Origin of the sequence: Staphylococcus caseorum (genome assembly GCF_049943195.1) — a bacterium.
Lineage (GTDB): Bacteria > Bacillota > Bacilli > Staphylococcales > Staphylococcaceae > Staphylococcus > Staphylococcus equorum_A.
Map to the genome: position 1 here is coordinate 1,407,790 of NZ_JBNFUA010000001.1, position 23,820 is coordinate 1,431,609.

The 23,820-nt window shown below is 33.0% G+C and carries 19 protein-coding genes; 11 read left to right on the forward strand and 8 right to left on the reverse strand.

Annotated elements, in window-relative coordinates; translation table 11 throughout:
- The first annotated feature begins 52 nt into the window (after nucleotides 1-52).
- The 5 genes from qoxA to rihC all read left to right on the forward strand — a co-directional run bounded on the left by qoxA (nucleotide 53) and on the right by rihC (nucleotide 5,157).
- Nucleotides 53-1,174 carry a cytochrome aa3 quinol oxidase subunit II gene (gene qoxA / locus ACP3TL_RS07310; protein ID WP_069816461.1) on the forward strand — a complete coding sequence of 374 codons (1,122 nt, stop codon included), beginning with the start codon at nucleotides 53-55 and terminating at the stop codon, nucleotides 1,172-1,174.
- Nucleotides 1,174-3,162, forward strand: coding sequence for a cytochrome aa3 quinol oxidase subunit I (qoxB, locus tag ACP3TL_RS07315; RefSeq protein ID WP_285336734.1), 1,989 nt, complete (start codon nucleotides 1,174-1,176; stop codon nucleotides 3,160-3,162). Before qoxA ends, qoxB begins: the two co-directional genes overlap by 1 nt.
- Entirely contained in the window at nucleotides 3,152-3,757 is a 606-nt protein-coding gene (gene qoxC, locus ACP3TL_RS07320) for a cytochrome aa3 quinol oxidase subunit III (RefSeq protein ID WP_065337699.1), read from the forward strand. The genes qoxB and qoxC overlap by 11 nt, the downstream gene beginning before the upstream one ends.
- Nucleotides 3,754-4,044 carry a cytochrome aa3 quinol oxidase subunit IV gene (gene qoxD / locus ACP3TL_RS07325; protein ID WP_065337698.1) on the forward strand — a complete coding sequence of 97 codons (291 nt, stop codon included), beginning with the start codon at nucleotides 3,754-3,756 and terminating at the stop codon, nucleotides 4,042-4,044. Before qoxC ends, qoxD begins: the two co-directional genes overlap by 4 nt.
- 204 nt (nucleotides 4,045-4,248) lie before the next feature.
- Nucleotides 4,249-5,157 carry a ribonucleoside hydrolase RihC gene (gene rihC, locus ACP3TL_RS07330; RefSeq protein WP_069816463.1) on the forward strand — a complete coding sequence of 303 codons (909 nt, stop codon included), beginning with the start codon at nucleotides 4,249-4,251 and terminating at the stop codon, nucleotides 5,155-5,157.
- A 154-nt stretch (nucleotides 5,158-5,311) separates the two neighbouring features.
- On the opposite strand, the gene ACP3TL_RS07335 is transcribed toward rihC, so the two are convergent.
- Together ACP3TL_RS07335 and ACP3TL_RS07340 are read right to left on the reverse strand one after the other, a co-directional pair.
- Nucleotides 5,312-6,460, reverse strand: coding sequence for a serine hydrolase domain-containing protein (locus ACP3TL_RS07335; protein WP_069832412.1), 1,149 nt, complete (start codon nucleotides 6,458-6,460; stop codon nucleotides 5,312-5,314).
- 19 nt (nucleotides 6,461-6,479) lie between these two features.
- Entirely contained in the window at nucleotides 6,480-8,138 is a 1,659-nt protein-coding gene (locus ACP3TL_RS07340; protein WP_277575807.1) for a phospho-sugar mutase, read from the reverse strand.
- A gap of 476 nt (nucleotides 8,139-8,614) precedes the next feature.
- Between ACP3TL_RS07340 and ACP3TL_RS07345 the strand changes: the two genes are divergently transcribed.
- The 4 genes from ACP3TL_RS07345 to ACP3TL_RS07360 all read left to right on the forward strand — a co-directional run bounded on the left by ACP3TL_RS07345 (nucleotide 8,615) and on the right by ACP3TL_RS07360 (nucleotide 15,103).
- Entirely contained in the window at nucleotides 8,615-9,919 is a 1,305-nt protein-coding gene (locus ACP3TL_RS07345) for an LCP family protein (RefSeq protein WP_069832410.1), read from the forward strand.
- A gap of 21 nt (nucleotides 9,920-9,940) precedes the next feature.
- Nucleotides 9,941-10,411, forward strand: a complete 471-nt coding sequence (locus ACP3TL_RS07350) for a DUF2538 family protein (RefSeq protein ID WP_002508047.1) — start codon at nucleotides 9,941-9,943, stop codon at nucleotides 10,409-10,411.
- Nucleotides 10,412-10,489: 78 nt separating this feature from the next.
- Entirely contained in the window at nucleotides 10,490-10,912 is a 423-nt protein-coding gene (locus ACP3TL_RS07355) for a GNAT family N-acetyltransferase (RefSeq protein WP_069816468.1), read from the forward strand.
- A 231-nt stretch (nucleotides 10,913-11,143) separates the two neighbouring features.
- Nucleotides 11,144-15,103 (forward strand): N-acetylmuramoyl-L-alanine amidase, encoded by a 3,960-nt coding sequence (locus ACP3TL_RS07360; protein WP_285336735.1) that lies wholly within the window; start codon nucleotides 11,144-11,146, stop codon nucleotides 15,101-15,103.
- Nucleotides 15,104-15,247: 144 nt separating this feature from the next.
- Here the strand turns inward: ACP3TL_RS07360 and ACP3TL_RS07365 are convergent, their stop codons facing one another.
- Nucleotides 15,248-15,670 (reverse strand): MarR family transcriptional regulator, encoded by a 423-nt coding sequence (locus ACP3TL_RS07365; RefSeq protein ID WP_069832179.1) that lies wholly within the window; start codon nucleotides 15,668-15,670, stop codon nucleotides 15,248-15,250.
- A gap of 204 nt (nucleotides 15,671-15,874) precedes the next feature.
- Between ACP3TL_RS07365 and ACP3TL_RS07370 the strand changes: the two genes are divergently transcribed.
- Nucleotides 15,875-16,879, forward strand: coding sequence for an acyltransferase family protein (locus ACP3TL_RS07370; protein ID WP_069832178.1), 1,005 nt, complete (start codon nucleotides 15,875-15,877; stop codon nucleotides 16,877-16,879).
- A 123-nt stretch (nucleotides 16,880-17,002) separates the two neighbouring features.
- Entirely contained in the window at nucleotides 17,003-18,163 is a 1,161-nt protein-coding gene (locus ACP3TL_RS07375; protein WP_069832177.1) for an aminotransferase class I/II-fold pyridoxal phosphate-dependent enzyme, read from the forward strand.
- Between the two features lie 70 nt (nucleotides 18,164-18,233).
- Here ACP3TL_RS07375 and ACP3TL_RS07380 read toward each other — a convergent pair whose 3' ends face one another.
- The 5 genes from ACP3TL_RS07380 to ACP3TL_RS07400 all read right to left on the reverse strand — a co-directional run bounded on the left by ACP3TL_RS07380 (nucleotide 18,234) and on the right by ACP3TL_RS07400 (nucleotide 23,709).
- On the reverse strand, nucleotides 18,234-18,686 hold the full coding sequence (locus tag ACP3TL_RS07380; protein ID WP_069818230.1) for a MarR family winged helix-turn-helix transcriptional regulator: 453 nt from the start codon (nucleotides 18,684-18,686) through the stop codon (nucleotides 18,234-18,236).
- 391 nt (nucleotides 18,687-19,077) lie between these two features.
- Nucleotides 19,078-19,896 (reverse strand): 1,4-dihydroxy-2-naphthoyl-CoA synthase, encoded by an 819-nt coding sequence (menB, locus tag ACP3TL_RS07385; protein WP_002508054.1) that lies wholly within the window; start codon nucleotides 19,894-19,896, stop codon nucleotides 19,078-19,080.
- Complete coding sequence (gene menH / locus ACP3TL_RS07390) at nucleotides 19,889-20,695, reverse strand: 2-succinyl-6-hydroxy-2,4-cyclohexadiene-1-carboxylate synthase (RefSeq protein ID WP_277575805.1); 807 nt, start codon at nucleotides 20,693-20,695, stop codon at nucleotides 19,889-19,891. Before menH ends, menB begins: the two co-directional genes overlap by 8 nt.
- Entirely contained in the window at nucleotides 20,682-22,364 is a 1,683-nt protein-coding gene (gene menD, locus ACP3TL_RS07395; protein ID WP_285326252.1) for a 2-succinyl-5-enolpyruvyl-6-hydroxy-3-cyclohexene-1-carboxylic-acid synthase, read from the reverse strand. The genes menH and menD overlap by 14 nt, the downstream gene beginning before the upstream one ends.
- Nucleotides 22,357-23,709 (reverse strand): isochorismate synthase, encoded by a 1,353-nt coding sequence (locus tag ACP3TL_RS07400; protein ID WP_285326250.1) that lies wholly within the window; start codon nucleotides 23,707-23,709, stop codon nucleotides 22,357-22,359. Before ACP3TL_RS07400 ends, menD begins: the two co-directional genes overlap by 8 nt.
- Nucleotides 23,710-23,820: the final 111 nt, after the last annotated feature.

The following is a 23,820-nucleotide window of genomic DNA, read 5'->3' on the forward strand; positions in this document are numbered from 1 at the left end:
ATCTTAAAATTGATGTTAAGCCCTACAATTGTAGTATTAGGAGGTCAAAAAAGTGTCAAAATTTAAGTCTTTGCTTCTACTCTTTGGCTCGCTAATTTTACTTAGTGGTTGTGAGAATGTAGAAGTTTTAAACCCAAAAGGGCCAATGGCAAGTGATACGAAGTTCTTGATTATCTATTCAATCATCTTCATGCTTGCTATAGTTGTCGCTGTAATTCTCTTGTTCACAGTCTTTCTATACAAATATAGAATGGGCAAGACAGAGGAAACAGGAAAGATGCACCATAGTTTTTTACTTGAATCGATCTGGTTCATTATTCCAATAATCATTGTAATTGCTATAGCCATTCCAACGGTTAAATCACTTTACATGTATGAGGAAACACCAGACAAAGAGGATGATCCTATTGTAGTTTATGCTACAAGCGCTGGTTTCAAGTGGTTCTTTAGTTATCCTGAAGAAAAAATTGAAACTGTTAATCACTTAACAATACCGAAAGATCGTCCGGTTGTTTTCAAACTCCAATCAATGGATACGATGACAAGTTTCTGGATTCCACAACTTGGTGGTCAGAAATACGCGATGACAGGTATGACGATGGACTGGACATTAACATCCAGTGAAGAAGGTACGTTCCGTGGACGTAACTCAAACTTCAATGGTGAAGGTTTTTCTCGTCAAACTTTCGATGTTAACTCAGTAAGTCAAAGTGAATTTAATGATTGGGTCAAAGATGCTCAAAGTAAAAAAGAGTTAGATCAAGATACATTTGATAAGCAACTTTTACCAACTACTGAAAATGAAGAGTTAACTTTCAGTGGTACCCATCTAGCATTTGTTGATCCTGCAGCAGATCCTGAGTATATTTTCCACGCTTATGATCGCTACAACTACGTACAAAAAGATCCGAACTTTAACACTGAAGAAGAATTAACTGAAGATGTGTTAGATGAACCCGATCAACCTGCACGTAAACCGCAAATCACAAATGCGAACTATGAGAGACATGGTATGAAAGCCATGATTCTTGGCAACGATGAACCATACAACAGTGAATTCAAAGACGAGGAAACACATAACGTCGAGGAAATGGACAAAATCTCTAAAGGTGCTAAAGACGAAAAAGTATCTGAAATAGAGAAAAAAGAGCATGAATCTGGAGGTGGACATTAATGAATTTTCCATGGGATCAATTACTTGTTGAAGGTTCTTGGATGATTACAATGGCACAAATCGGTGCCCCATTTGGAATCATTGGACTAATCGCAGTAATTACTTATTTTAAATTATGGAAATATTTATACAGAGAATGGTTCACATCTGTCGACCATAAGAAAATCGGGGCAATGTACTTAATCTGTGCTGTATTAATGTTCGTTCGTGGTGGTATTGACGCATTAATGATGCGTACACAATTGGCTATACCAAACAATACATTCTTAGAAGCAAACCACTATAATGAAGTCTTTAGCACGCACGGCGTTATTATGATTATCTTTATGGTAATGCCATTCATTTTTGGTTTATGGAATGTCATTGTACCTTTACAAATTGGCGCTCGTGATGTTGCATTCCCTGTATTAAATAACGTAAGTTTTTGGTTATTCTTCTCAGGTATGGTTTTATTCAACATGTCATTTATAATCGGAGGCGCACCTGCGGCTGGCTGGACAAATTATGCACCGATGGCAGGAGAATTCAGTCCCGGACCCGGAGTCAACTATTACTTAATTGCAATTCAAATTTCTGGTATCGGTACACTGATGACGGGTATTAACTTCTTCGTAACTATACTTAGATGTAAAACACCTACGATGAAATTTATGGAAATGCCAATGTTTACGGTGACTGCTTTCATTACAGCTTTAATCGTTATCTTGGCTTTCCCAGTACTAACAGTAGCATTAGCACTATTTACAACTGATAATATATTCGGTACAGCGTTCTTTACAGTTGCTAATGGCGGTATGCCAATGCTTTGGGCTAACTTCTTCTGGGTATGGGGGCACCCCGAAGTATACATCGTTATTCTTCCGGCATTCGGTATATACTCTGAAATCATTCCAACGTTTGCGCGTAAACGCCTATTTGGTCACCAAAGTATGGTTTGGGCGACTGCAGGTATCGCATTCTTAAGTTTCTTAGTTTGGGTTCACCATTTCTTCACAATGGGTAATGGTGCATTAATTAACTCATTCTTCTCGATTTCAACAATGCTTATTGGTATACCAACCGGTGTTAAAATATTTAACTGGTTGTTCACGCTTTACCAAGGTCGTATTACCTTTGAATCACCAATGCTATTTGCATTAGGATTCATACCTAACTTCTTAATTGGTGGGGTAACTGGTATTATGCTTTCTATGGCAGCAGCAGATTACCAATACCACAACACGTACTTCTTAGTAGCCCATTTCCACTACACATTAGTAGCGGGGGTTGTATTTGCCTGTCTAGGAGCTTTAATATTCTGGTGGCCTAAGATGACTGGATTTAAGTTGAACGAGAAATTAAATAAATGGTGTTTCTGGTTCTTTATGATCGGTTTCAACATTTGTTTCATACCTCAATTCATACTAGGTCTTGATGGTATGCCACGTCGTTTATACACTTACATGCCAGAAGATGGTTGGTGGTTACTAAACGTAATCTCAACTTTCGGTGCCCTATTAATGGCATTAGGCTTTATGTTCTTAGTCGCAAGTATTGTATACAGCTTCTTCAAAGCACCACGTGAAGCAACTGGTGATAACTGGGATGGCTTAGGTCGTACATTAGAATGGTCAACTGCAGGAGCAATGCCACCTAAATACAACTTTGCTATCACGCCAGACTGGAACGACTATGATACATTTGTTGATATGAAAGAACATGGTCGTCATTATTTAGATAACCATAATTACACAGATATCCACATGCCGAATAATACGCCAGTTGGTGTGTTCATGGGAATATTCTTCACTATTGGTGGTTTCTTCCTAGTATTTGAAACAATGCTACCGGCTATTCTTTGCTTAATTGGTATCTTTGGCACTATGATTTATCGTAGTTTCCAAGTAGATCACGGTTATCATATACCAGTTTCTGAAGTAGCTGAGACTGAAAAACGTTTACGTGAAGCACGTATAAAAGAAAAGGAGGCTGTAAGTCATGAGTCATGATGCAAACACAATTGATCAACGTTCGCATGAAGGTGAATTAAATAAGCTTGGCTTTTGGATTTTCCTTACAGCTGAATTCTCATTATTCGGGACGTTATTTGCAGCATTACTAACACTGCAACACGGTGGCGATTATGCTGGTAAAATGACTACCGAGTTATTTGAATTACCGCTCATTTTGATAATGACATTTGCTTTATTAATTAGTTCTTATACATGTGGTATTGCAATTTACTACATGAGAAAAGAAAAAGAAAAATTAATGATGATTTGGATGATTATCACTGTATTATTAGGTATCGTCTTCGTAGGTTTTGAAATCTATGAATTCACGCACTATGTACATGAGGGTGTTAATCTTTCTATTGGTTCTTATTGGTCTAGTTTCTTTATACTATTAGGAACACATGGTGCCCACGTATCGTTAGGTATCGTCTGGATTATCTGCTTATTAATTCAAGTAGCCATGCGAGGATTAAATAAAGACAATGCTCCTAAATTATTTATAGTAAGTTTATATTGGCACTTTTTAGATGTTGTATGGATCTTCATCTTCACTGCCGTATATATGATAGGGATGGTGTTTAGCGGATGAATACAATAGTAAAACACACAGTAGGTTTTATTGCCTCAATCGTTCTGACAATATTAGCAGTGTTTGTAACTTTATACACATCTATGGAACTTAACGTTAAGATTACCATCATTTTTGGTTTTGCTTTTATACAAGCTGCAGTTCAATTATTAATGTTCATGCACTTAACTGAAGGTAGAGACGGAAACTTACAAGCATTTAAAGTAGTATTTGCGATTATCATTACCTTAATTACTGTTATTGGTACTTATTGGGTAATGCAAGGTGGACACTCAGCTCACTTATAATCCAAGAAAAGACTTCTCTTTTAGAGAAGTCTTTTCTTTATTATTTATTAAATTATAGAAGTTAATTTCTATTGATTTTATGATGTTCCCCTACTTTTATGTTCAATTTAAATTCACATTCATTTTATATACAACACTTTTAACAGAAAACAATGTAAAATGGATTTATACGATAATAAAATGACTTAGGAGGACTTAACAATTATGAAACAACCAATCATTATAGATACCGATCCTGGTATTGATGATGCCGCTGCTATAAGCATTGCGCTGAATCACCCTAACTTTGATTTACGAATGATTACGACAATAAATGGTAATGTTGGCATTGAAAAAACAACAGCGAATACATTGAAACTCAAGCAATTTTTTGCAAGTGATGTACCCGTTCATAGAGGCTCCTCTCAACCATTAGTTTCCGAAATTGTAAATGCAAGCAAAGTTCATGGTGAGTCAGGTATGGATGGTTATCCATTTCCTGAAGCAAATGAAAAAGATTTAGCTTCAACACATGCTGTGGAAGCAATGCGAAAGGCTTTATTAAATAGTGAAATTCCTATAACACTTATACCTATAGGTCCATTAACGAATATTGCCTTATTACTTTCTACTTATCCAGAAGTAAAAGATTATATTAAAGAAATTGTGTTAATGGGAGGAAGCGCAGGACGTGGTAATGTCACTCCTTTAGCGGAATTCAATATTTATTGTGACCCTGAAGCTGCACAAATCGTTTTTAATTCTGGTTTGCCTTTAACTATGGTAGGACTTGATGTAGCAAGAAGTTCAACCTTAAGCCATTCATTTGTAAATAAACTCCAAACACTAAATGAAACTGGTGATATGTTGCATCAAATCTTCAAGCATTACAAAGGCGATGATTTTGAAAAAGGGATTAATGTATACGATGCATATACTGTGCTTTATTTGCTTCATCCTGAAAAATTCAATGTGCAGGAAGCCGATGTTCAAATAGAAACGAATGGCACGTTTACAAAAGGTGCCACAGTAACAGATTTTAAATCTCGCTTCCCTAATTGTTCAGTGGTCATGTCCATTCATCCAGATACGTTTGAGGACATGTTCGTCAATGCACTAAAATACTGTAAATAAAATAAATATGATTTATACCATATTATGACTATTACTTATACCTAAGAAAAAAACACTCCTAATACTGTCATCAAGTTAAAGGCTATACCTTTGTTCTTGGCAGTTAGGAGTGTTTTAAATTTCATGATTTTAGGTTATTACAATAATCAAGTAACTAATAACGTTGCCCTACTTTATTATAAGGCTTGTCTTGTTTTAGTAATTCATTAAAAATATGTTTTATCTTTTTCTCATTATTAACTTCATTATGCTCATAATTTGTCCCAAGCACTACAATATAATCGTCATTGAAGTATGCTGTAAATACTTGTCCAAAAAAACCACCATTAATCCTATTTTTAGTGGGAAGTGAATAAAAACCATAACGATACGCTATTGGGTAACGTGGCGTTAAGCTTTCATGTAGTAAAGGCGTTGTTATATTATCTTTGAACAATTCATTCTTTTGTATACTTAAGATCAATTTACCCATATCATGAGGCGTCATATATAAATTACCTGCGCCGTAATATTGGTTTAAAATATTAGGCTTCTGTCTCACCGGATTTCCTGTATTTTCATCATTTTTATATCCTTCAGCCATATCTTTTTTGAAAGTTTCATCATTAAAGAATGCTGTATGTTCTAATCCATATGGCTTTGATAATCTTTTTTCAAAATTCTTTGAAAAAGATTCACCAGTTACTTCTTCTATCACACGAGATAAAACTAAATAATTAGCATCATTATATCTATTTTTATTATAAAATTTAGGCTCAATCCCTCTGCGTTGAATTGACTGTACTGCACTATCTAAATTTTTATAAGAGGTTGAAGCTTTATATTTATATAAACCGCTTTGATAAAGCATAAGTTGATTTAATGTAATAGGTTTTGAAGTTTTGAACCATGGTAAATACTGATTAACCGTATTATTCATATTTATTTTTTGCTCATTTTCTAATTGCTTAAGCATTAAACCTGTAGTGAATTTTTGAGATGAGCCAATTAAATATAATGTATCTGCCCTATTCTTTTCCTCTGTTTCAAAATTTTTGAAACCATAGCCTTTATTTAATTTAAGTTGTCCCCGTTCAAAAACAGCTGCAGTCCCATTAAAATTAACTTGTTCTAAATATTGATGAATCGCATTTATTTGTGGGTTGTTTTTATCCATCACTGTTTTTAAATGATTCGTATGAACACTTTGGTATTTCGTATCCTGTTTATTATCTTGATAATATCTGTATCCAATTGTAAAAGTGATGATTGTTAGAATAAAAATTAAAAAAATTGTAAGTTGTTTTAGTTTTTTTGCTGTCATCTTGCTGCCTCTACATAAATTAATCTATATTTTGAATATAGTCTTTTTCAAATTGATCTGTAATTGCATCTATATCTTCTACATTCAGAGAGAAATAGAGCTTAATTTTTGGCTCTGTTCCAGATGGTCTAAGAGCGATAAACCCATCTTCAAAAATAAATCTAATTAGATTCGTTTTTGGTAATGTTAATGCTTCTGTTGTACCTTCTATAACATTTCTATTTTCACCCGTATGATAATCTTCTATTTGTTTTATATCCATACCACAAATTGAGAATATATCTTTATCTCTAAATTGACTCATTATATTCGAAATCTTTTCTACACCTTCCGCCCCTTCAAATGACGGTGCGAGGGTTCTATCTTTAAATGCACCAATATTTTGATAAATATCTTCCATAGTGTCTTTAAATGTCAAACCATTTTTAGATAATAGATTCTTATATTTAACTAATAAAGGTACCATTTGAATTGCATCTTTATCTCTAGAAATTGATTTCGCTAAATAACCGTGACTTTCCTCAAATGCAAGTAATAATTGCGTCTCGTTATCTGCACTTTTTTGCTCAAGTAAATCAGATATATATTTGAATCCAGTTAGCACATTGTTAACTTGTACATTTAATGCTAATGCTAATCTTTCTGCTAATTCACTTGTCACGATAGATTTTATAATATAAAGCGGTGCACCAGCTTCAACCAAGTCTTGAAATCTCAATTTCATAAATAGTAATCCAATTTCATTACCATTAAAATATCGATAATCATTTTTTCCATAACGCTCAATAAAACCAAATCTATCTGCATCAGGATCTGTAGCTATGACAAGTTGTGCGTCTGTTTTTTCTGCAAGTGCTAAGCCGTAATTAAAAGCAGTTTCATCTTCAGGGTTAGCAATTTCTACAGTTGGGAAATTGCCGTCCGGTGTAGATTGCTCTTCTTCTATCACAAAATTTTGGTAATCCAATTCTGTTAATATATTTGAAACCAACGGTAAACTTGTACCATGTAAACTGGTTAATACTACTTTTGCATCTTTTTCATCAATCGAACCTACTAAATCTTTAACTTCACTTTTATATTTGTCGGTTACTTCACTAGTAATATACTTAATTTTGTCATTTTCTTTTAATACTTTAAAATCGCCCTTTTCAATTGATAATGGGGATTCTATGGTATTAATATAGTTGCTAAGTTGTTCTGATTCATCAGGTAGTAATTGACCGCCTTTTTCATCATAAATTTTTATACCATTATAATTTTTAGGATTATGACTAGCTGTTATCATCACACCTGCATCTGCATTCAAATGTCTCACAGCAAATGATAACTCTGGGGTAGATTTATAATCTTCTGATAAAATAGGTGTAACATTATTATTAGCAAGCACACTAGCCATTTCTTGTGAAAATGCTTTAGATAAAAACCTCGTATCAAAGTGTATGACTACTGTTGGTGAATCACTTTTATTACTTAAATATTGAGCTAAGCCTAAAGCTACTTTGCGAATCGTAAATGCATTTAATCTTCCTGGTCCTAAACCAAAAGTGCTTCGAATACCTGCAGTTCCAAAAGCTAAACTTCCTTTGAACCCTTCTTCTTTTTCTGTTTCTGTTTGTACTTCATAAAAATCTTTCACTAAACTCTCATCTATTTTATCTAACCATTCTTGCTTCATACTCACATTTCCTCCTTATATCTTTCACTAAAGATATATCCATTTCAATTATTAATTTTTAAAATATTTTATAGAAAGCATTGTTCTTAAATTATAACGTAGCAAAGCTCTTTTTTCTTATATTTATAATTCTTTTGTCATTTCCTTGCAACACAGTTATTGTTCACAAGATGATATTTCTATTATATATTATAGCTCATGTATCGCTATAAATCATTTCTAAGCAAATGACATTTTTGTTAGTTTCTATTGATAAACTCCAATGTAAAAGCCTTATACTTCACATACCCTCATTTAATTTTACTTTAAACTTGAAAATAACGCATTCATAGTTGATATTTACTAGCTATAGTAATAAAATTATAAGTTATAGTACATTTTCTTCTTTACAAATATTTAATATAGTTAAAAGAGCTATAACATTTAACGATAATATAGTAACATGTACAAAATCATATACATGGGGAGCTTCAAACATGAATAAATTTTTTAAATATTTTTTAATATTTCTATCTTTAGTTCTTGTCGTTGTTCCGGTTATATTTGCTATCATTCTACTCAAATCATCTCAAGGTGCTTTTGAGAATTCTTTTAACGATGGTGATTCCTCGAGGAAATCAAACATTCGTGAATCTAAAGTCGATCCTTCAAAAGATCCTATTTCTATCTTATTTCTAGGTATTGATGGAAATAGCGGGCGAGAAAAAAATGGGCAAAGTACTGAACAATCAAGAACCGATGCAATGATTCTTTCAACATTTAGTTCTGATAAAGAACAAATAAGAATGCTAAGCATTCCACGTGATACAATCAGCTATATTCCAAAAGTAGGTTATTATGATAAAATCACGCATGCACATGCTTATGGTGGACCTACAGCTTCAATGGATTCTGTAGAAGCTACTTTAAATGTACCCGTTGATTATTATGTACGTATTAATATGGACGCATTTGTAGATGCTGTTGATGAACTTGGTGGCATTGAATATGATGTCCCTTATGACATCAGTGAACCAAATACAGATGACAGTGGCAAAATAAAAGTTGAAAAAGGCCTTCAAAAACTAAATGGAGACGAAGCATTAGCAGTCGCAAGAACGCGACATCAAGATTCTGATTTAAAACGCGGTCAAAGACAAATGGAGTTAATTAAAAAACTCTTTGCTAAGGCACAAAATGCTGATTCCTTTAGTAAACTAGATGATGTTATTGAAATAGTTGGGAATAATTCAAAACACAATTTAAGCTATGACGAGGTAAAAGCACTTGCGACATCTTATTTAAAAGATGATGTTGAAATCAAAAGTAAACAACTTAAAGGTGAAGATGATTACTTAAATGGAATCTATTATTACAATCCAGATATTAAAAGTATTCAAGACACTTCAAATTTATTACGCGATGATTTAAATTTACCTGAAATTGAAGATACAAATGAATTCTTAAATCAACGTGTCACTGATTTTTATGGTACACTCGTACCACAAACAGAGTTAGACAGTAGCCTACTTAGAAAAAATCAAAATGATACTTCCAATGATGAAGATGAAGACAATTCATCTGAATTAAATGACACTGAAAGCAACGATAATTCACAACAACAGAATAGCGACCAGCAACAGACTGATCCTAATCAACAACAAGTAGACCCTAACCAACAACAAAACAATAATAATCAGCAACAACAGAATAACGACTGGCAACAAACTGATCCTAATCAACAACAGGTAGATCCTAGTCAACAACAAAATGCTCAAGAAGTACCAACTAATCAATATTAACTGTGGAGAGGAGCTCACTATATGTCACGCAAAACATACGAAAAACTTGCTCATATAAACGGAATGTTTAATGTTTTAGAACAACAAATGATACACAGCAAAGATATGGCGCTTTTTAGAAATGAATTTTTCTATGTCAATCATGAACACCGTGAAAACTATGAAGCTTTACGCATATACTATAAAGATAGTGATAATAACCCTATCATCGATGGTGCATGTTATATTGTTGGACTTCCAGAAATATTCGAAAAAGTTGATGTTTTTGAATCAGAATTACCGTTTTCATGGGTTTATAATCAAAATGGTATAACAGAAACAATGAAAGAAATTAGCGTACCTATCCAATATCTTATTGCGGCTGCATTAGAGGTTACAGATGTTAATTTATTCAGACCGTCTGGTTTTACTATGGGTATGAATAATTGGAATATTGCTCAAATGCGAATTTTTTGGCAATATACTGCGATAATTAGAAAAGAAGCACAATAATCAATAAATGAACGCCCTATCATATTAAACTTTGATAGGGTGTTTTTTTAACCAAAATAAATGAAATGAGGAATAGTTATGTTTAAAATTGTTACCACGCCTTCCATGATGGAAGATGCATACAGTGTTCGAAAACAAGTATTTGTTCTTGAACAAGGTGTACCGCTAGAAAATGAAATAGATCAATATGAAGCTATTGCTACACATATCGTTGGATATGATGAAAACAACCTCCCCTTTGCCACTGGTAGATTTCGTCCTCATGACAATGGCGTTAAAATAGAAAGAGTTGCTATTATTGCGTCTCATAGAAAATCTGGATATGGCAAATTACTTATGCGCTTTATAGAAGATGTTGCTAAAAACCAAGGCCATCATTCGTTAATGCTAAATGCGCAATGTCATGCTCAAACATTTTATGAATCTCTAGAATATGATCCTTTTGGAGAAGTTTTCATTGAAGAAAATATTGAACATATTGCTATGGCAAAATCAATTTAACACAATTCATTTTTTTTACATTTATATTGCAACTATTCTTTGTAATATTTCACAACGTGTAATATTACAATATTTTTTAAAATAAGCTTTATAACGCTTTAAATCAGATGTTATAGCTTTTCCAAAACTTAATTAGATTAATTTTATATTACAAGTCAGTAAAATTAAGACACTCAACCAAAAGTCGTATTATAATGGATATTAAATATATATAGTTAAAGGGGCAGTTTAATGACTAAGAAAAAGTTTACTTATAAAGTACCGTCGATGGTAGCACTAACGTTAGCAGGTACAGCTTTAACAACTCATCAAGCACAAGCTGCAGATGATGCTCAAAATCAATCTACAAATGGGAATGTGTTAGATGATAAGAATACACTTAAACAAAGTGAACAAATCAAATCTGAAGTTAGTAAACCTACCGCTAATATTTCAGGTACACAATCATATCAAGACCCTACACAAGTTCAACAGACTTTAGCAAACGAAGTTAACACTTACGATGCAGAATTAGATGAGTTGAACTCTGAACAAACACCAAGTCAAGATACATACAATCAACAAACTGAAGAGCAAGCGAACACGCAATCAGAAGCTAATGAAGTAACTGAAAACAATCAAGATTCTGAAAATGCTCAAAGTATTGAACAAAATTCAGCTCAAGACACCGCTTCTTCTGATGTAAACGAGCAACAAATTGAAGAAGATACTTCTGCTCAAAATGTTCAAGACAATGAAGATAATTCAACTGATGATACAACTACTCCAGTTGATAACACTCAGGTTGTTGAAAATTCGCAACCTACCGAACAAAATTCAGCTCAAGACAACGCTTCTTCTGATGTAAGCGATCAACAATCTGAAGAAGATGCTCAACAATCTGAAGAAGATAATTCTGATAAAGACGTTCAATATGGTGAAAATACTCAACCTTCTGAAAATAACAAAGAAGACAGCACTTCTTCTGACTTAAACGAACAAAATTCTGAAGACGCTCAACAATCTGAAGAAGATAATTCTGATAAAGACGTTCAAGATGATGAAAATACTCAACCTTCTGAAAATAACAAAGAAGACAGCACTTCTTCTGACTTGAATGAACAAGATTCTGAAGACGCTCAACAATCTGAAGAAGATACTTCTAATGAAGACGTTAAAGATGGTGAGGATACTAAAGCCTCTGAAGATAATAAAAAAGACAACACTTCTTCTGACTTAGATGAACAAGCTTCTGAAGATAATAAAAAAGACAACACTTCTTCTGACTTAGACGAACAAGATTCTGAAGATGCTCAACAATCTGAAGAAGATACTTCTGATAAAGACGTTCAAGATGATGAGGATGCTACAGCTTCTGAAGATAATAAAGAAGACAACACTTCTTCTGACGTAAACACACAAAACACTATAGAAGACAGTAATGCAACATCAACTGCGACAGCTGTCGCACCTAAATCGAGTGCGCCAAGTGCTACTGCGACAACATTAAGTCCAGAAGCTACTCCTAAACTTAGAGTAGCTTCTGCAGATACAAATAATACGTTTTCAACGCGAGCTGCAGTAACAAAAGAGGCAGGTACAACAAGTTCACTGCCAGCATATACTCCACAAGTGAATTCATCACTTAATGACTATATTCGTAATAATAATTTTGTAGCTCCAACCTATGAACAAGATATTGCAAGCTTTTTACCACAATATAGTTATCGTTATGGTAAACCAGAAGGTATCGTTTTACACGAAACTGCAAATGATAATTCAACTATTACTGGTGAAATTAACTATATGAAGAACAATTACAATAGTGCTTTCGTACATGCTTATATCGATGGTGATCGTATTATAGAAACAGCAAATACTGATTATCTTGCTTGGGGCGCTGGTCCAGCTGCAAACGATCGTTTTATCCATGTTGAGTTAGTTCATACACATGATTATGATTCATTTGCACGTTCAATTAACAATTATGCTGACTATGCAGCAACAAACTTACTCTATTATGGTCTGTCACCTGATAGTGCTGAGTACGATGGACAAGGTACAGTATGGACTCACCAAGCTGTTAGTACTTTCCTAGGGGGATCTAATCATACAGATCCGCACGGCTATTTAGCTTCATTTAACTACAGTTATGATGAATTATATGACTTGATCTATGAAAAATATTTAATTAAAACTGGTCAAGTAGCACCTTGGGGCGAATCATCTTCAGGTAGTACAAGTGGTTCAGACGATTCAAATGAAAATGTTGAAACAGATACACCAGATAATAATACTGGCTCAGAAGAACCAGACAACACTGGAAATACTAACGAACCGAGTAATGGTTCTGGATCTGTAGAAGATAACGACAATACGGCAAACAACGATTCGACAAGTAGTAATCAATTAACAATAACTGAGCTTACAAATAAACAAGGTACTGTATCTAAATCTAACCATGGTGTTTACACTTCTGTTTATGATAAACAAGGTGTTCAAAAATCATACGTAAATGGCAACACTTTTAAATTAAGTAAAAAAGCTATGCTAGGTAATAATGGTTTTTATTTAATAACTGATAATGATACAAATACGAATTTGGGTTGGATGCAAACTGGTGATATTACAGTCACAGAAGTTGCTACGAAACCTGAGGCGAAACCTGCAGCGAAACCTGTGACAAAACCTGTATCAAACAATACTCAAAATCAGACTCAAAGCAAAACTCAATCTCAAAACAAAACTCAAAATCAAACTCAATCAGTAAGTAAAATTGGTCAATTAAATAATACAAATTCTGGTATTAAGACTACAGTTAATGATACAAAAGCCAAAGATGCATCTAAATTATCAGGCCGTACATTTAATGTTACAAAACAACGTACACAAGGCGATAACACTTACGTATTAATTCAAAACGCTAACCAAAATACACCATTAGGTTGGGTTAATACAAAAGACATCAATACACGTGATTTAAGTAAAACATCTGCTAAAAATGGTCAGTTCACAGTTAAATCTACGAATAATGGACTTTATGCAGTGCCTTGGGGTACAAAATCTCAACAATTAGATTCGTTAAAAAATGTTAAAAACAATCAATTTAATGCTTCTAAATCGGTTCAAGTTGATAAAGATGAATACGTATACGGTAATGTTAATAACAAGACTGGATGGATTGCAGCTAAAGATTTAAATACAAATACAAATCAAAATAATAAAGTTGTAACCGAAGCTCAAACATCTGACGTAACTAAATCGGCAGTTACACCTTATAAATTTGATTATGTAATTTATAATGCTGATGGTAGTTATTACTTAGATCCAACTTCTGCTCAACCAGCAGGCTCGTTAAAAGATTTCTATGAAAGTATCTTTACAGTATTTGAGAAACAAGTTATCAATGGTGTGACTTGGTATCACGGCAAATTATCTAATGGCCAAATGGTTTGGATTAAAGAAGAAGACTTACGCAAAGAATTAATCAAATATTATCAATCTGGTTTAACGCTAGATGAGGCTGTAGCAATTCAAGCAGGTTTGAAAACTAAACCTCAAATTCAACACACACCAGGTAAATGGGAAGATGCTACACCTATCGAGATAAAAAATGCTATGGATACGGGCAAATTAGCACAAGACCCTACTCAAAAATATCAATTCTTACGTTTAGATAAATCTCAAGATATCTCTTCAGCAGATTTAGATAAACTTTTAGTCGGTAAAGGTATTTTAGAAGGTCAAGGTGAAGCATTCAGTGAAGCAGCTAAAGCTTACAATATTAATGAGGTTTATTTAATCTCACATGCCCTATTAGAAACAGGTGACGGTACTTCAGAACTTGCTAACGGCGGCGATGTAGTAGATGATAAAGTCGTAACAGATGGTCCAAACAAATATTATAATATGTTCGGTATCGGAGCAGTTGATAGCGATGCAGTTAAACAAGGTTTCGCTACTGCTAAATCTAACGGTTGGGATACAGTTAAAAAAGCAATCGTTGGTGGTGCTAAATTCATCTCAAGTTCATATATCAGCCAAGGCCAAAATACACTTTATAAAATGCGTTGGAACCCTGAAAATCCAGGTGAACATCAATACGCAACTGACGTAAGATGGGCAGAGCACAATGCCACACGTATTAAAGGTTTCTATGATTCAATGGGTAAATTAGGTAAATATTTTGATGTAAATACTTATAAAGCTTAATTTACACCTAAAATATTATACTTGCTTTTATATAATTAAAATAAGAGTACATGATCACTCAATAGAGATTTTCTATGAGTGAAACATGTACTCTTAAATTTTTATATTCTGATGCTCTCATATAAATTACTTGGTCCCAATAACCTAGCGTAAATAAGCCTGATGGACGTTTAATTTATACAGCAAATGGTTTAAGTCTTCTATATCTTGTGAAGTTAAATTTTGGCATCGCGCTTCAATTAAAGCTACCCTCACCTCATTAATTTGTTGTACGAGTTCCTTTGTCTTATCCGTTACCATTAAATCTTTACATCTTAAATCTTTATTAGATTGTTTACTAGTTATGTATCCCATTTGGCAAAGTTTTTTTATCCAACGTGATACAATTGATTGTTCTTTATTAATTTTCATAGTTAAGTCATATTGAGATAAAACTTCATAATTGTATAAAATTCTTAACATTTCTAATTGCTCTGAAGTTAAATCTGTACGTTGGCCAAACCTTCTACTTACTAAGTTCAAATCGTTACTTGTCAGTGTAATTAATTGTTCTAGTTGTTTGTACATGTTGCTTCATCTCCACTATGTTAATTTACTTGTTACCACCAATCAAATGACACTATTATATTTCTTAATATTATAATGTCATTCTACATAATATACAATAATAAAATACAAATCGATCTATTTTGTTGCATTTCTCATATGATTTATAATAAATTAGTATCAGTGATTATAAAATTCATCCGGTACTTTTAAAGGAGAAAAAGCATGGCACAATTAAAAAAAAGAGATTACTTTTTTGACAATGCAAGAGCAGTGTTGATATTTCTTGTGGTCTTTGGTCATTTATTACAACCATACAATGAAGCAAGCACATATCTATCTTCGTTGTACTTAACAATTTACAGCTTCCATATGCCAGCATTTTTATTTATTTCTGGTTACTTTGCAAAAAAAGCAGGAGAAGCTGGTTATTTAGAAAAAGTCTCTAAAAAACTATTAATACCTTATATTATTTTCTTTGGTTTTTTCTCTTTATATTATTATTTAACTGGTAAAGAAGATAGCGTTCAGTTCGATCCTTTCGATCCCGTGTTCGCACTTTGGTTTTTACTTACATTATTCTTCTTTCACGTAATTTTAGTAATTGTTAAAGACTATAAACCTTATTTTGTCTTACCAATAGCAATCATTTTTTCATTATTTGCTGGTTATTCAGACAATATTGATAATTATTTAAGTTTTTCAAGAACGATTATGTTCTTTCCAATATTTTATTTAGGTTATTTATTTACAAGTAAACATACACAAATTTTAAGAAATAAAAAGTTCGTCCCTATTGCTATTATAGTTTTAGTTGGTTTCTATGTAATCTATACCATTCATCCAATCAATTCAGACTGGTTGTTAGGTGATTCACCTTACATGTCATTAGAAGGAAAACAAGATCTTTACAGTCCCTTCAAAAGATTACTCCTTTATTTTATTATTTTAGTAACTATGTTTTCTTTCTTAAATTTAATACCTGAAAAAGAAAAATTCTATACTTATATAGGACGTAGAACAATGCATATCTATTTATTACATGGTCTTGTAATCGGAGTAGTTCGTGGTTTTGGTCTTCATCCGTTTAAAGATGAAATATCCATTTTAACTTATATTTATCTTTTAAGTGCAACCTGTATCATTGTCTATGTTTTATCAACACGTTTTGTATCAAAATGGACAAACCCAGTTATCAATTTACAGTCACCTTCTAAATTTAAAGGTTAATAAAGGTTTTTACCGAATTGTATTTATTTTAAATATGTTATGATAGAAATACTTTGATGATATCTATTAATCATACATAAAAAAATACAATTCGGTATTTTTAATCTTGAGGTGAAATATTCAATGAAACTTTCTTTAAACGATAATGCTAAATATTTAAGTGCACCAAGCATACGTCAATTTTCAAGTCGTATAAAAAACATTGATAACTGTATCAATTTAACGATTGGTCAACCAGATTTCCCTATGCCAGATGTAGTTAAATCTGCATATATTAACGCGATAAATGAAGATCAAACAACTTATTCGCATAATAAAGGGTTAATTGAAACTAGAAACGCTGTAAGTGAATATTTTGAGCAACGCTACCATTTTAAGTATAGTACTGAAGAAATTATTATTACTAATGGCGCTAGTGAAGCATTAGATACAGCATTACGAAGTATTATTAATCAAGGCGATGAAATTATTGTTCCTGGCCCTATCTATGCAGGATATATTCCCTTGATTAAAACCTTGGGTGGCGTTCCAATTTTCATAGATACAACTCAGTCTGAGTATAAAATCACTCCTGAGGCCATAGAAGCTCATATTACGAACAATACAAAAGCAATATTACTCAACTATCCAACAAACCCTACTGGCGTCATATTATCGTATAATGAGGTTCAAGCAATCACTGAGACATTGAAAGACAAAGAAATTTTCATAATTAGTGATGAAATTTATGCTGAAAACACATTTAGTGGAAAACATACTTCTTTTGCAGAATTTAATGCAATCCGTGATCAACTTTTACTCGTAGGTGGTTTAAGTAAATCACATTCTGCAACTGGTATTCGTATTGGATTTTTAATTGGACCTGAGTACTTAATTGAAAAGTTAACATTTATGCATGCCTATAATTGTATTTGTGCAAATGTACCTGCACAAATTGCTTGTATTGCTGCTTTAAATGAAGGCTTGGAAGCGCCACAATATATGAATAAAGCTTATATTGAACGTCGTGATTTTTTAATTCATAAATTAGAGTCACTTGGATTTGAACTTGATGCTAAGCCTGAAGGTGCTTTTTATATCTTCCCTAGCATCAAAAAATTTACTGATGATGATTTTGAATTTTGTATTAATGTACTTGAAAAAGCACACGTAGCAATGGTACCAGGTTCATCCTTTACTGATTTAGGTAAAGGGCATGTACGTATATCCTATGCTTATGAACTTGATGCCTTGAAAGAAGGCATGAGAAGGCTAGAAGAATTTCTTAACGAATACTATCAATAATAATTTTTTATAAACACAAAAATACCCGCTAAATATTGAATAACCTTCAATGTTTAGCGGGTACTTTATATTATAAATCTTCATCTTTTTTAAAAACATTTTTTTCAGCAAACGCTTTTAAAATTTGATAATAGGTAACCGACTCTTCACCTTCCATATCAAATTGTTGAATAACATCTTCGGAGATTTTGCTGAATTCTTCTTTAAGTTTCAATCCTTTTTCTGTTAATCTCACTTTAACTCTACGTTCATCTTCTTCTGTTCTGATACGATTAATAAGGTCTTTTTTTTCTAAACGTTTAATTATAGGGCTTATAGTACCAGAATCTAAATAGAGTTCATCACATAACGTTTTAATATAAACATTCTTATCGTTTTCAATATAAAGCAGTACAATATAGTTAGGAAAGCTTATATCATACTGTTTTAAGTAGCGATTAAAACGATTTACAACTTCTTTACTCGTTATATAAAATAAGTAGCACATTTCTTTTCTTATTTGGTCGTTAGTGTCTGATGTCATTGTTCTCCCTCATTTCTTTTCATTATAATATTAATATATTTTTAAATTACAGTCAAATATATTAGAACTATTAAAAGAGTTTTATAAATAATAAATTTACACCTATACATTGATACGCTATTTGATTTTTACATAATAATAAACTCCTTTTAATTATTCCCCTCATTCATTTTTGTTTATTCTCTTTCTAGGAGTAAAATCAATGAATAAAAACGCAGTATGAGTATACATAATAATATGCTAAAATCGTGTCCTAGGTGATAACATATGAAAATATATAGTAAAGTCGAAGTTGCACTTGTAAAAAGCGCATAAAAAAACTGCCGACAAAGTATGATACTTTGTCGACAGTATGTACTTAACCTTCAATAAAGGTTAATATATTAATTCCTTATGGGAATTTAGGGAATTGGTCAAAATCAGGATCACGTTTTTCTTTAAACGCGTCTCTACCTTCTTTTGCTTCATCCGTTGTATAGTAAAGTAATGTTGCATCTCCAGCCATTTGTTGAAGACCAGCTAAACCATCTGTATCTGCGTTCATAGCAGCTTTTAAGAATCTTAAAGCAGTTGGTGAATGTTTCTTAATATCTTCACACCATCTAACAGTTTCATCTTCTACTTCGTCTAGAGGTACTACTGTATTAACTAATCCCATATCTAATGCTTCTTGTGCATTATATTGGCGACATAAATACCAAATTTCACGTGCTTTTTTATGTCCTACGATACGAGCTAAATAACCAGAACCGTAACCAGCATCAAATGATCCTACTTTTGGTCCAGTTTGACCAAAGATAGCATTATCTGCAGCAATTGTTAAGTCACATACAACGTTTAATACATTGCCGCCACCTACTGCATAACCTCTTACCATTGCGATAACTGGTTTTGGAATTACACGAATAAGTCTTTGTAAATCTAATACGTTTAAACGAGGAACTTGATCTTCACCTACATAGCCACCGTGGCCACGTACTGACTGGTCTCCACCAGAACAAAATGCTTTATCTCCCTCACCTGTTAAAATAATAACAGCAACACGTTGATCATCACGTGCTTTAGTAAATGCGTCCATCATTTCTTGTACCGTGTTTGGTGTAAAAGCATTACGCACTTCAGGACGGTTAATTGTTACTTTAGCGATTCCATCGTAATATTCATACTTAATCTCTTTATATTCTTTAATTGTTTCCCACTGTCTAGTCATTTTGCTCCTCCTTTTGAATAAAACCTAATACTATTCTATCAAATTCTGCCATTTCTTCCACATGAACAGTATGACCACTCTGTGCTATTTCAAAAAGTTCAGTTTTCGGTATAATTGAAACTATTTTTTGAGCAATTTCACAAAATTTACCATCTAAAGTTCCAACAATAATACATGTCGGGATTTGTATTTGATTCAATTCCGACCATAAATTAGGCATGTTGCCAGTACCGTAATCTCTCAACGCTTTTGCTAATCTTGATGCGTCTTGGCGCATTCTCATGTTACGAATACTTAATTTAGTAATCTTATCTAAGTCATGTTGTGTATAAAATAGTGGCAGTTTTTCCCAATCATTAACAAAAACTTCTAATCCTGCAATTTCTAATACTTGGGCACGTGCATAATCAACTTGTTGTCTTTCTATCTGTGCTGTTTGATCTTCAATGCCTGGAGATGTACTTTCCAAAACAAGACCTGTCAATTTAGTGTTGCCATGAATTGCATGATACAACGCTATTCTACCACCCATTGAATACCCATGTAAAAATAATTGATATGCACTAAACACTTCTAGCGTTTCATCTAACTGTTGGCTAATAAAAGGAAAGTCCCATTCTCGATTAAATGGAGATTCATCTACACCATGTCCAGGCAAGTCAATTGTTACGATATTTACGCTTTCTTTCAACATTTGAATATGGTTATCAAATGCGTGCTGATCACTAATAAATCCGTGTAGCATCACTAATAATTGATTGGTTGATTGATTCGATCGATGAAATTTATAATGTAACATTGATAATATCACTCAACTTTTTATAGAGTTTAAGATGTTGTTGTAGGTTATCTTCTCTATGCGTCATAATTTCATAAATATGTGCGCCAAATTTGGATAACTCAGTGTATTTAAATGCTTCAATAGATTCAAATCGTTTAAATGTAAAGTCGTAAAGTAGCGCAGTATGTTCAAAATCCAATCCTGTTGGTGTGCCAAATAATCTTTCAAAATATGCATCAGCTGTATCTTTCTGTGGTAAATATGAAAAGATTCCCCCACCATCATTATTTAATAACACTATATTCAAGTTGATATCATTTAATTTAGATATGAGTAAGCCATTCATATCATGATAAAAGGCTAAATCACCAATCAACAATGTCACTTTCTTGTGCACCGCCATGCCTAATGCTGTTGAAGTAACACCATCGATACCGTTAGCTCCACGATTTGAATAAATCTCTGCTTCACAGTCAGTAAACAAATTATCTACATCACGAATTGGCATACTATTACTCACAAATAATGCATCAGCTGTTGTTAGTTTGTCTAGTACATTTGCTACGTAAGCCGCTTCATCTGTCGCAGTTCTTACATAATCTTTAATTTCAACTTTGGCATGTTTCTCTAATGATTGCCATTTTTCTAACCATTGCTTACGTTCAACTGTCGTCGTCTCAGATAATTGTCTAAAGAAATCATTTGCAGACATCTCGTAAGAAACATGAGGTGTTATTGGAAATGCATCTGGTCTATCGTTATTCTGCACTAAGATTTGAAATGCCTTCGTCTCTTTTAACCATTGGTTTATTTTTTTGGAAATAACTGGTTTACCTACTCGAATTATAAAATCAACATCCACTTCCAACCCTGCTCTAAATAAAAGATCATAGGTTGTTATTACATTAGGATGATGCTCACGACGTAATTGACTTAATGGGTCAGCAAGTATAGGCATATCATGTATCGTCGCAAATGTGAGTATTTGATCTACATCTTGATGCTGCATATCGCCAACGATAATAAGACCTTTGCGTTTTTTAACAATTACATTTATTTCATTGAGACTCGTCGTTTTTTGGTAATGTGGCATAATCTTCGTATCTGAAGTTAACCATTCAACTTTTTCTAAATCAGGTGTCAGTGGCTCTCTAAATGGTAAATTCAGATGAATTGGACCTCGATGCGGGCCATATAAATACTGACTCGCTTTTTGTAATTGGAATTTAACTGTATTCGTCATAAAGTCTTGGTCATCATTACTATCAGCAATTGGGAAATCAAATTGATATTGTGTATAATTTGCAAACATATTTGTTTGATCTATTGCTTGTGGTGCCCCAATACCTCTGAGTTCATGTGGACGATCACTTGTTAATACCACGAGTGGTAAATGACTCAAGCTACTTTCAGAAATGGCTGGTGTATAATTCGCAGCAGCGCTACCAGATGTACAAAGAATCGCAACTGGTCGCTCACTGCCTTTCATTAATCCCATCGCAAAGAAAGCGGCACTACGTTCATCTGGATGAATCCAAGATTTCATTTTAGGGTGTGCTTCAATCGCAATTGCCATTGGTGTTGAACGAGATCCTGGACTTATCACTATTTCTCTTATTCCGTATGCATATAGTTCTGAAACAAAAGTAAATACCTGTTTTGTTAATGCAGTTGTATGGTTATTCATATTTCTCGACTCCTAATGCTTTCATCATTGGGCTAAATTTAACAGCAGTCTCTTCTACTTCACTATCCGCATCAGAATCACTTACAATTCCACAACCAGCAAATAATGTTGCTTGATTTTTCTTAATCAACATAGATCTAATTGCAACGATAAATTCACAATTATCATACATGTCAATATAGCCAACTGGCGCGCCATAAAGCCCACGTGTTCCAAACTCATTTTGTTCAATATATTCAATTGCTTCCTCTTTTGGGTAACCTCCAAGTGCCGGCGTCGGGTGAAGATTATCTAATAAACCAATGTAAGATTCACTAATCAATTGTCCTTTGATTTTCGTATACAAGTGATACAAATGATCATTTGTTAAAATTTGTGGCTTTTCATTGTAAGTAATATCTTCTACATACAAATCAATGTCATTCAATATGCTATCTACTACAAAGCGATGTTCATTTAAGTTTTTTTCATCATTTAAAAATGCATTTATATTTTCATTATCCACATCATCTTGATGCGTACGTTTAATCGTACCTGCAACTGCTTTTGTAGATAATATTTCATCATTAATTTCCATTAATTGTTCAGGTGTTTGTGAAAAGAATACACTGTCTTGTGATTCTAATACAAATAAGTAACTATTATGTTCACCTTGTGTTGCTTGGTTTAAGATATAAGGGATGTTTATATTTTTATCAAACATAATCAATCGTTTTCTTGCAAGCACAATTTTTTTGTTTTCATCTAATATATCTATTGTATCTTTAACTAAATCACGCCACTCATCTTTATAAATATCCTCAATGCGTTTAATTTCACCTTTTTCAAAATCTGGGCTAACATTTTCTTGAGTTAACTTATCTATAATCGTTAAAAATGAGTCGATTTCAAATTGATCTGCTTCTACAGTATAGGTAATATACGTGTTTCCTTCTTCCATAGTTACCAATACTTCAGGTAATATAAAATGATTAATACCAAATTCACGCCACTCATCTCCAGATTTATGTGTTGAAAATTGGAATCCGCCACATATTTTTAAATGATGTCGTTCTGAATTTGGATGAATTAAATCAATATCACTTTTATATTTTTCCCATTCTCGGAAAATAGATTGTTTACTTTCAAAGTCATTTTTAAATCTTTTAATAGCATGATAGCCAAAGAATGAAGTTTTGTTGTCATTTTTTTTAAAATAAAAACGGTCTCCTGCACTGTCTTCCGTAACATGGAATAATACAGTAGGATCTAATTCATAATTTAATTTTGCTTCTACAGAAACCCAAGTATGATTACTTTCGTATACCGCTTCGACAATTTCACTTTCCTTGACGTCCAAAGTCATCTATTTCACTTCTTTCATTTATCAGTTTGCACTCATTATAATATTGTACCACTTTTCACAATATGTGTATGGTATCTAGCCTATTTCATTTATATAATTTTCACGTTATTT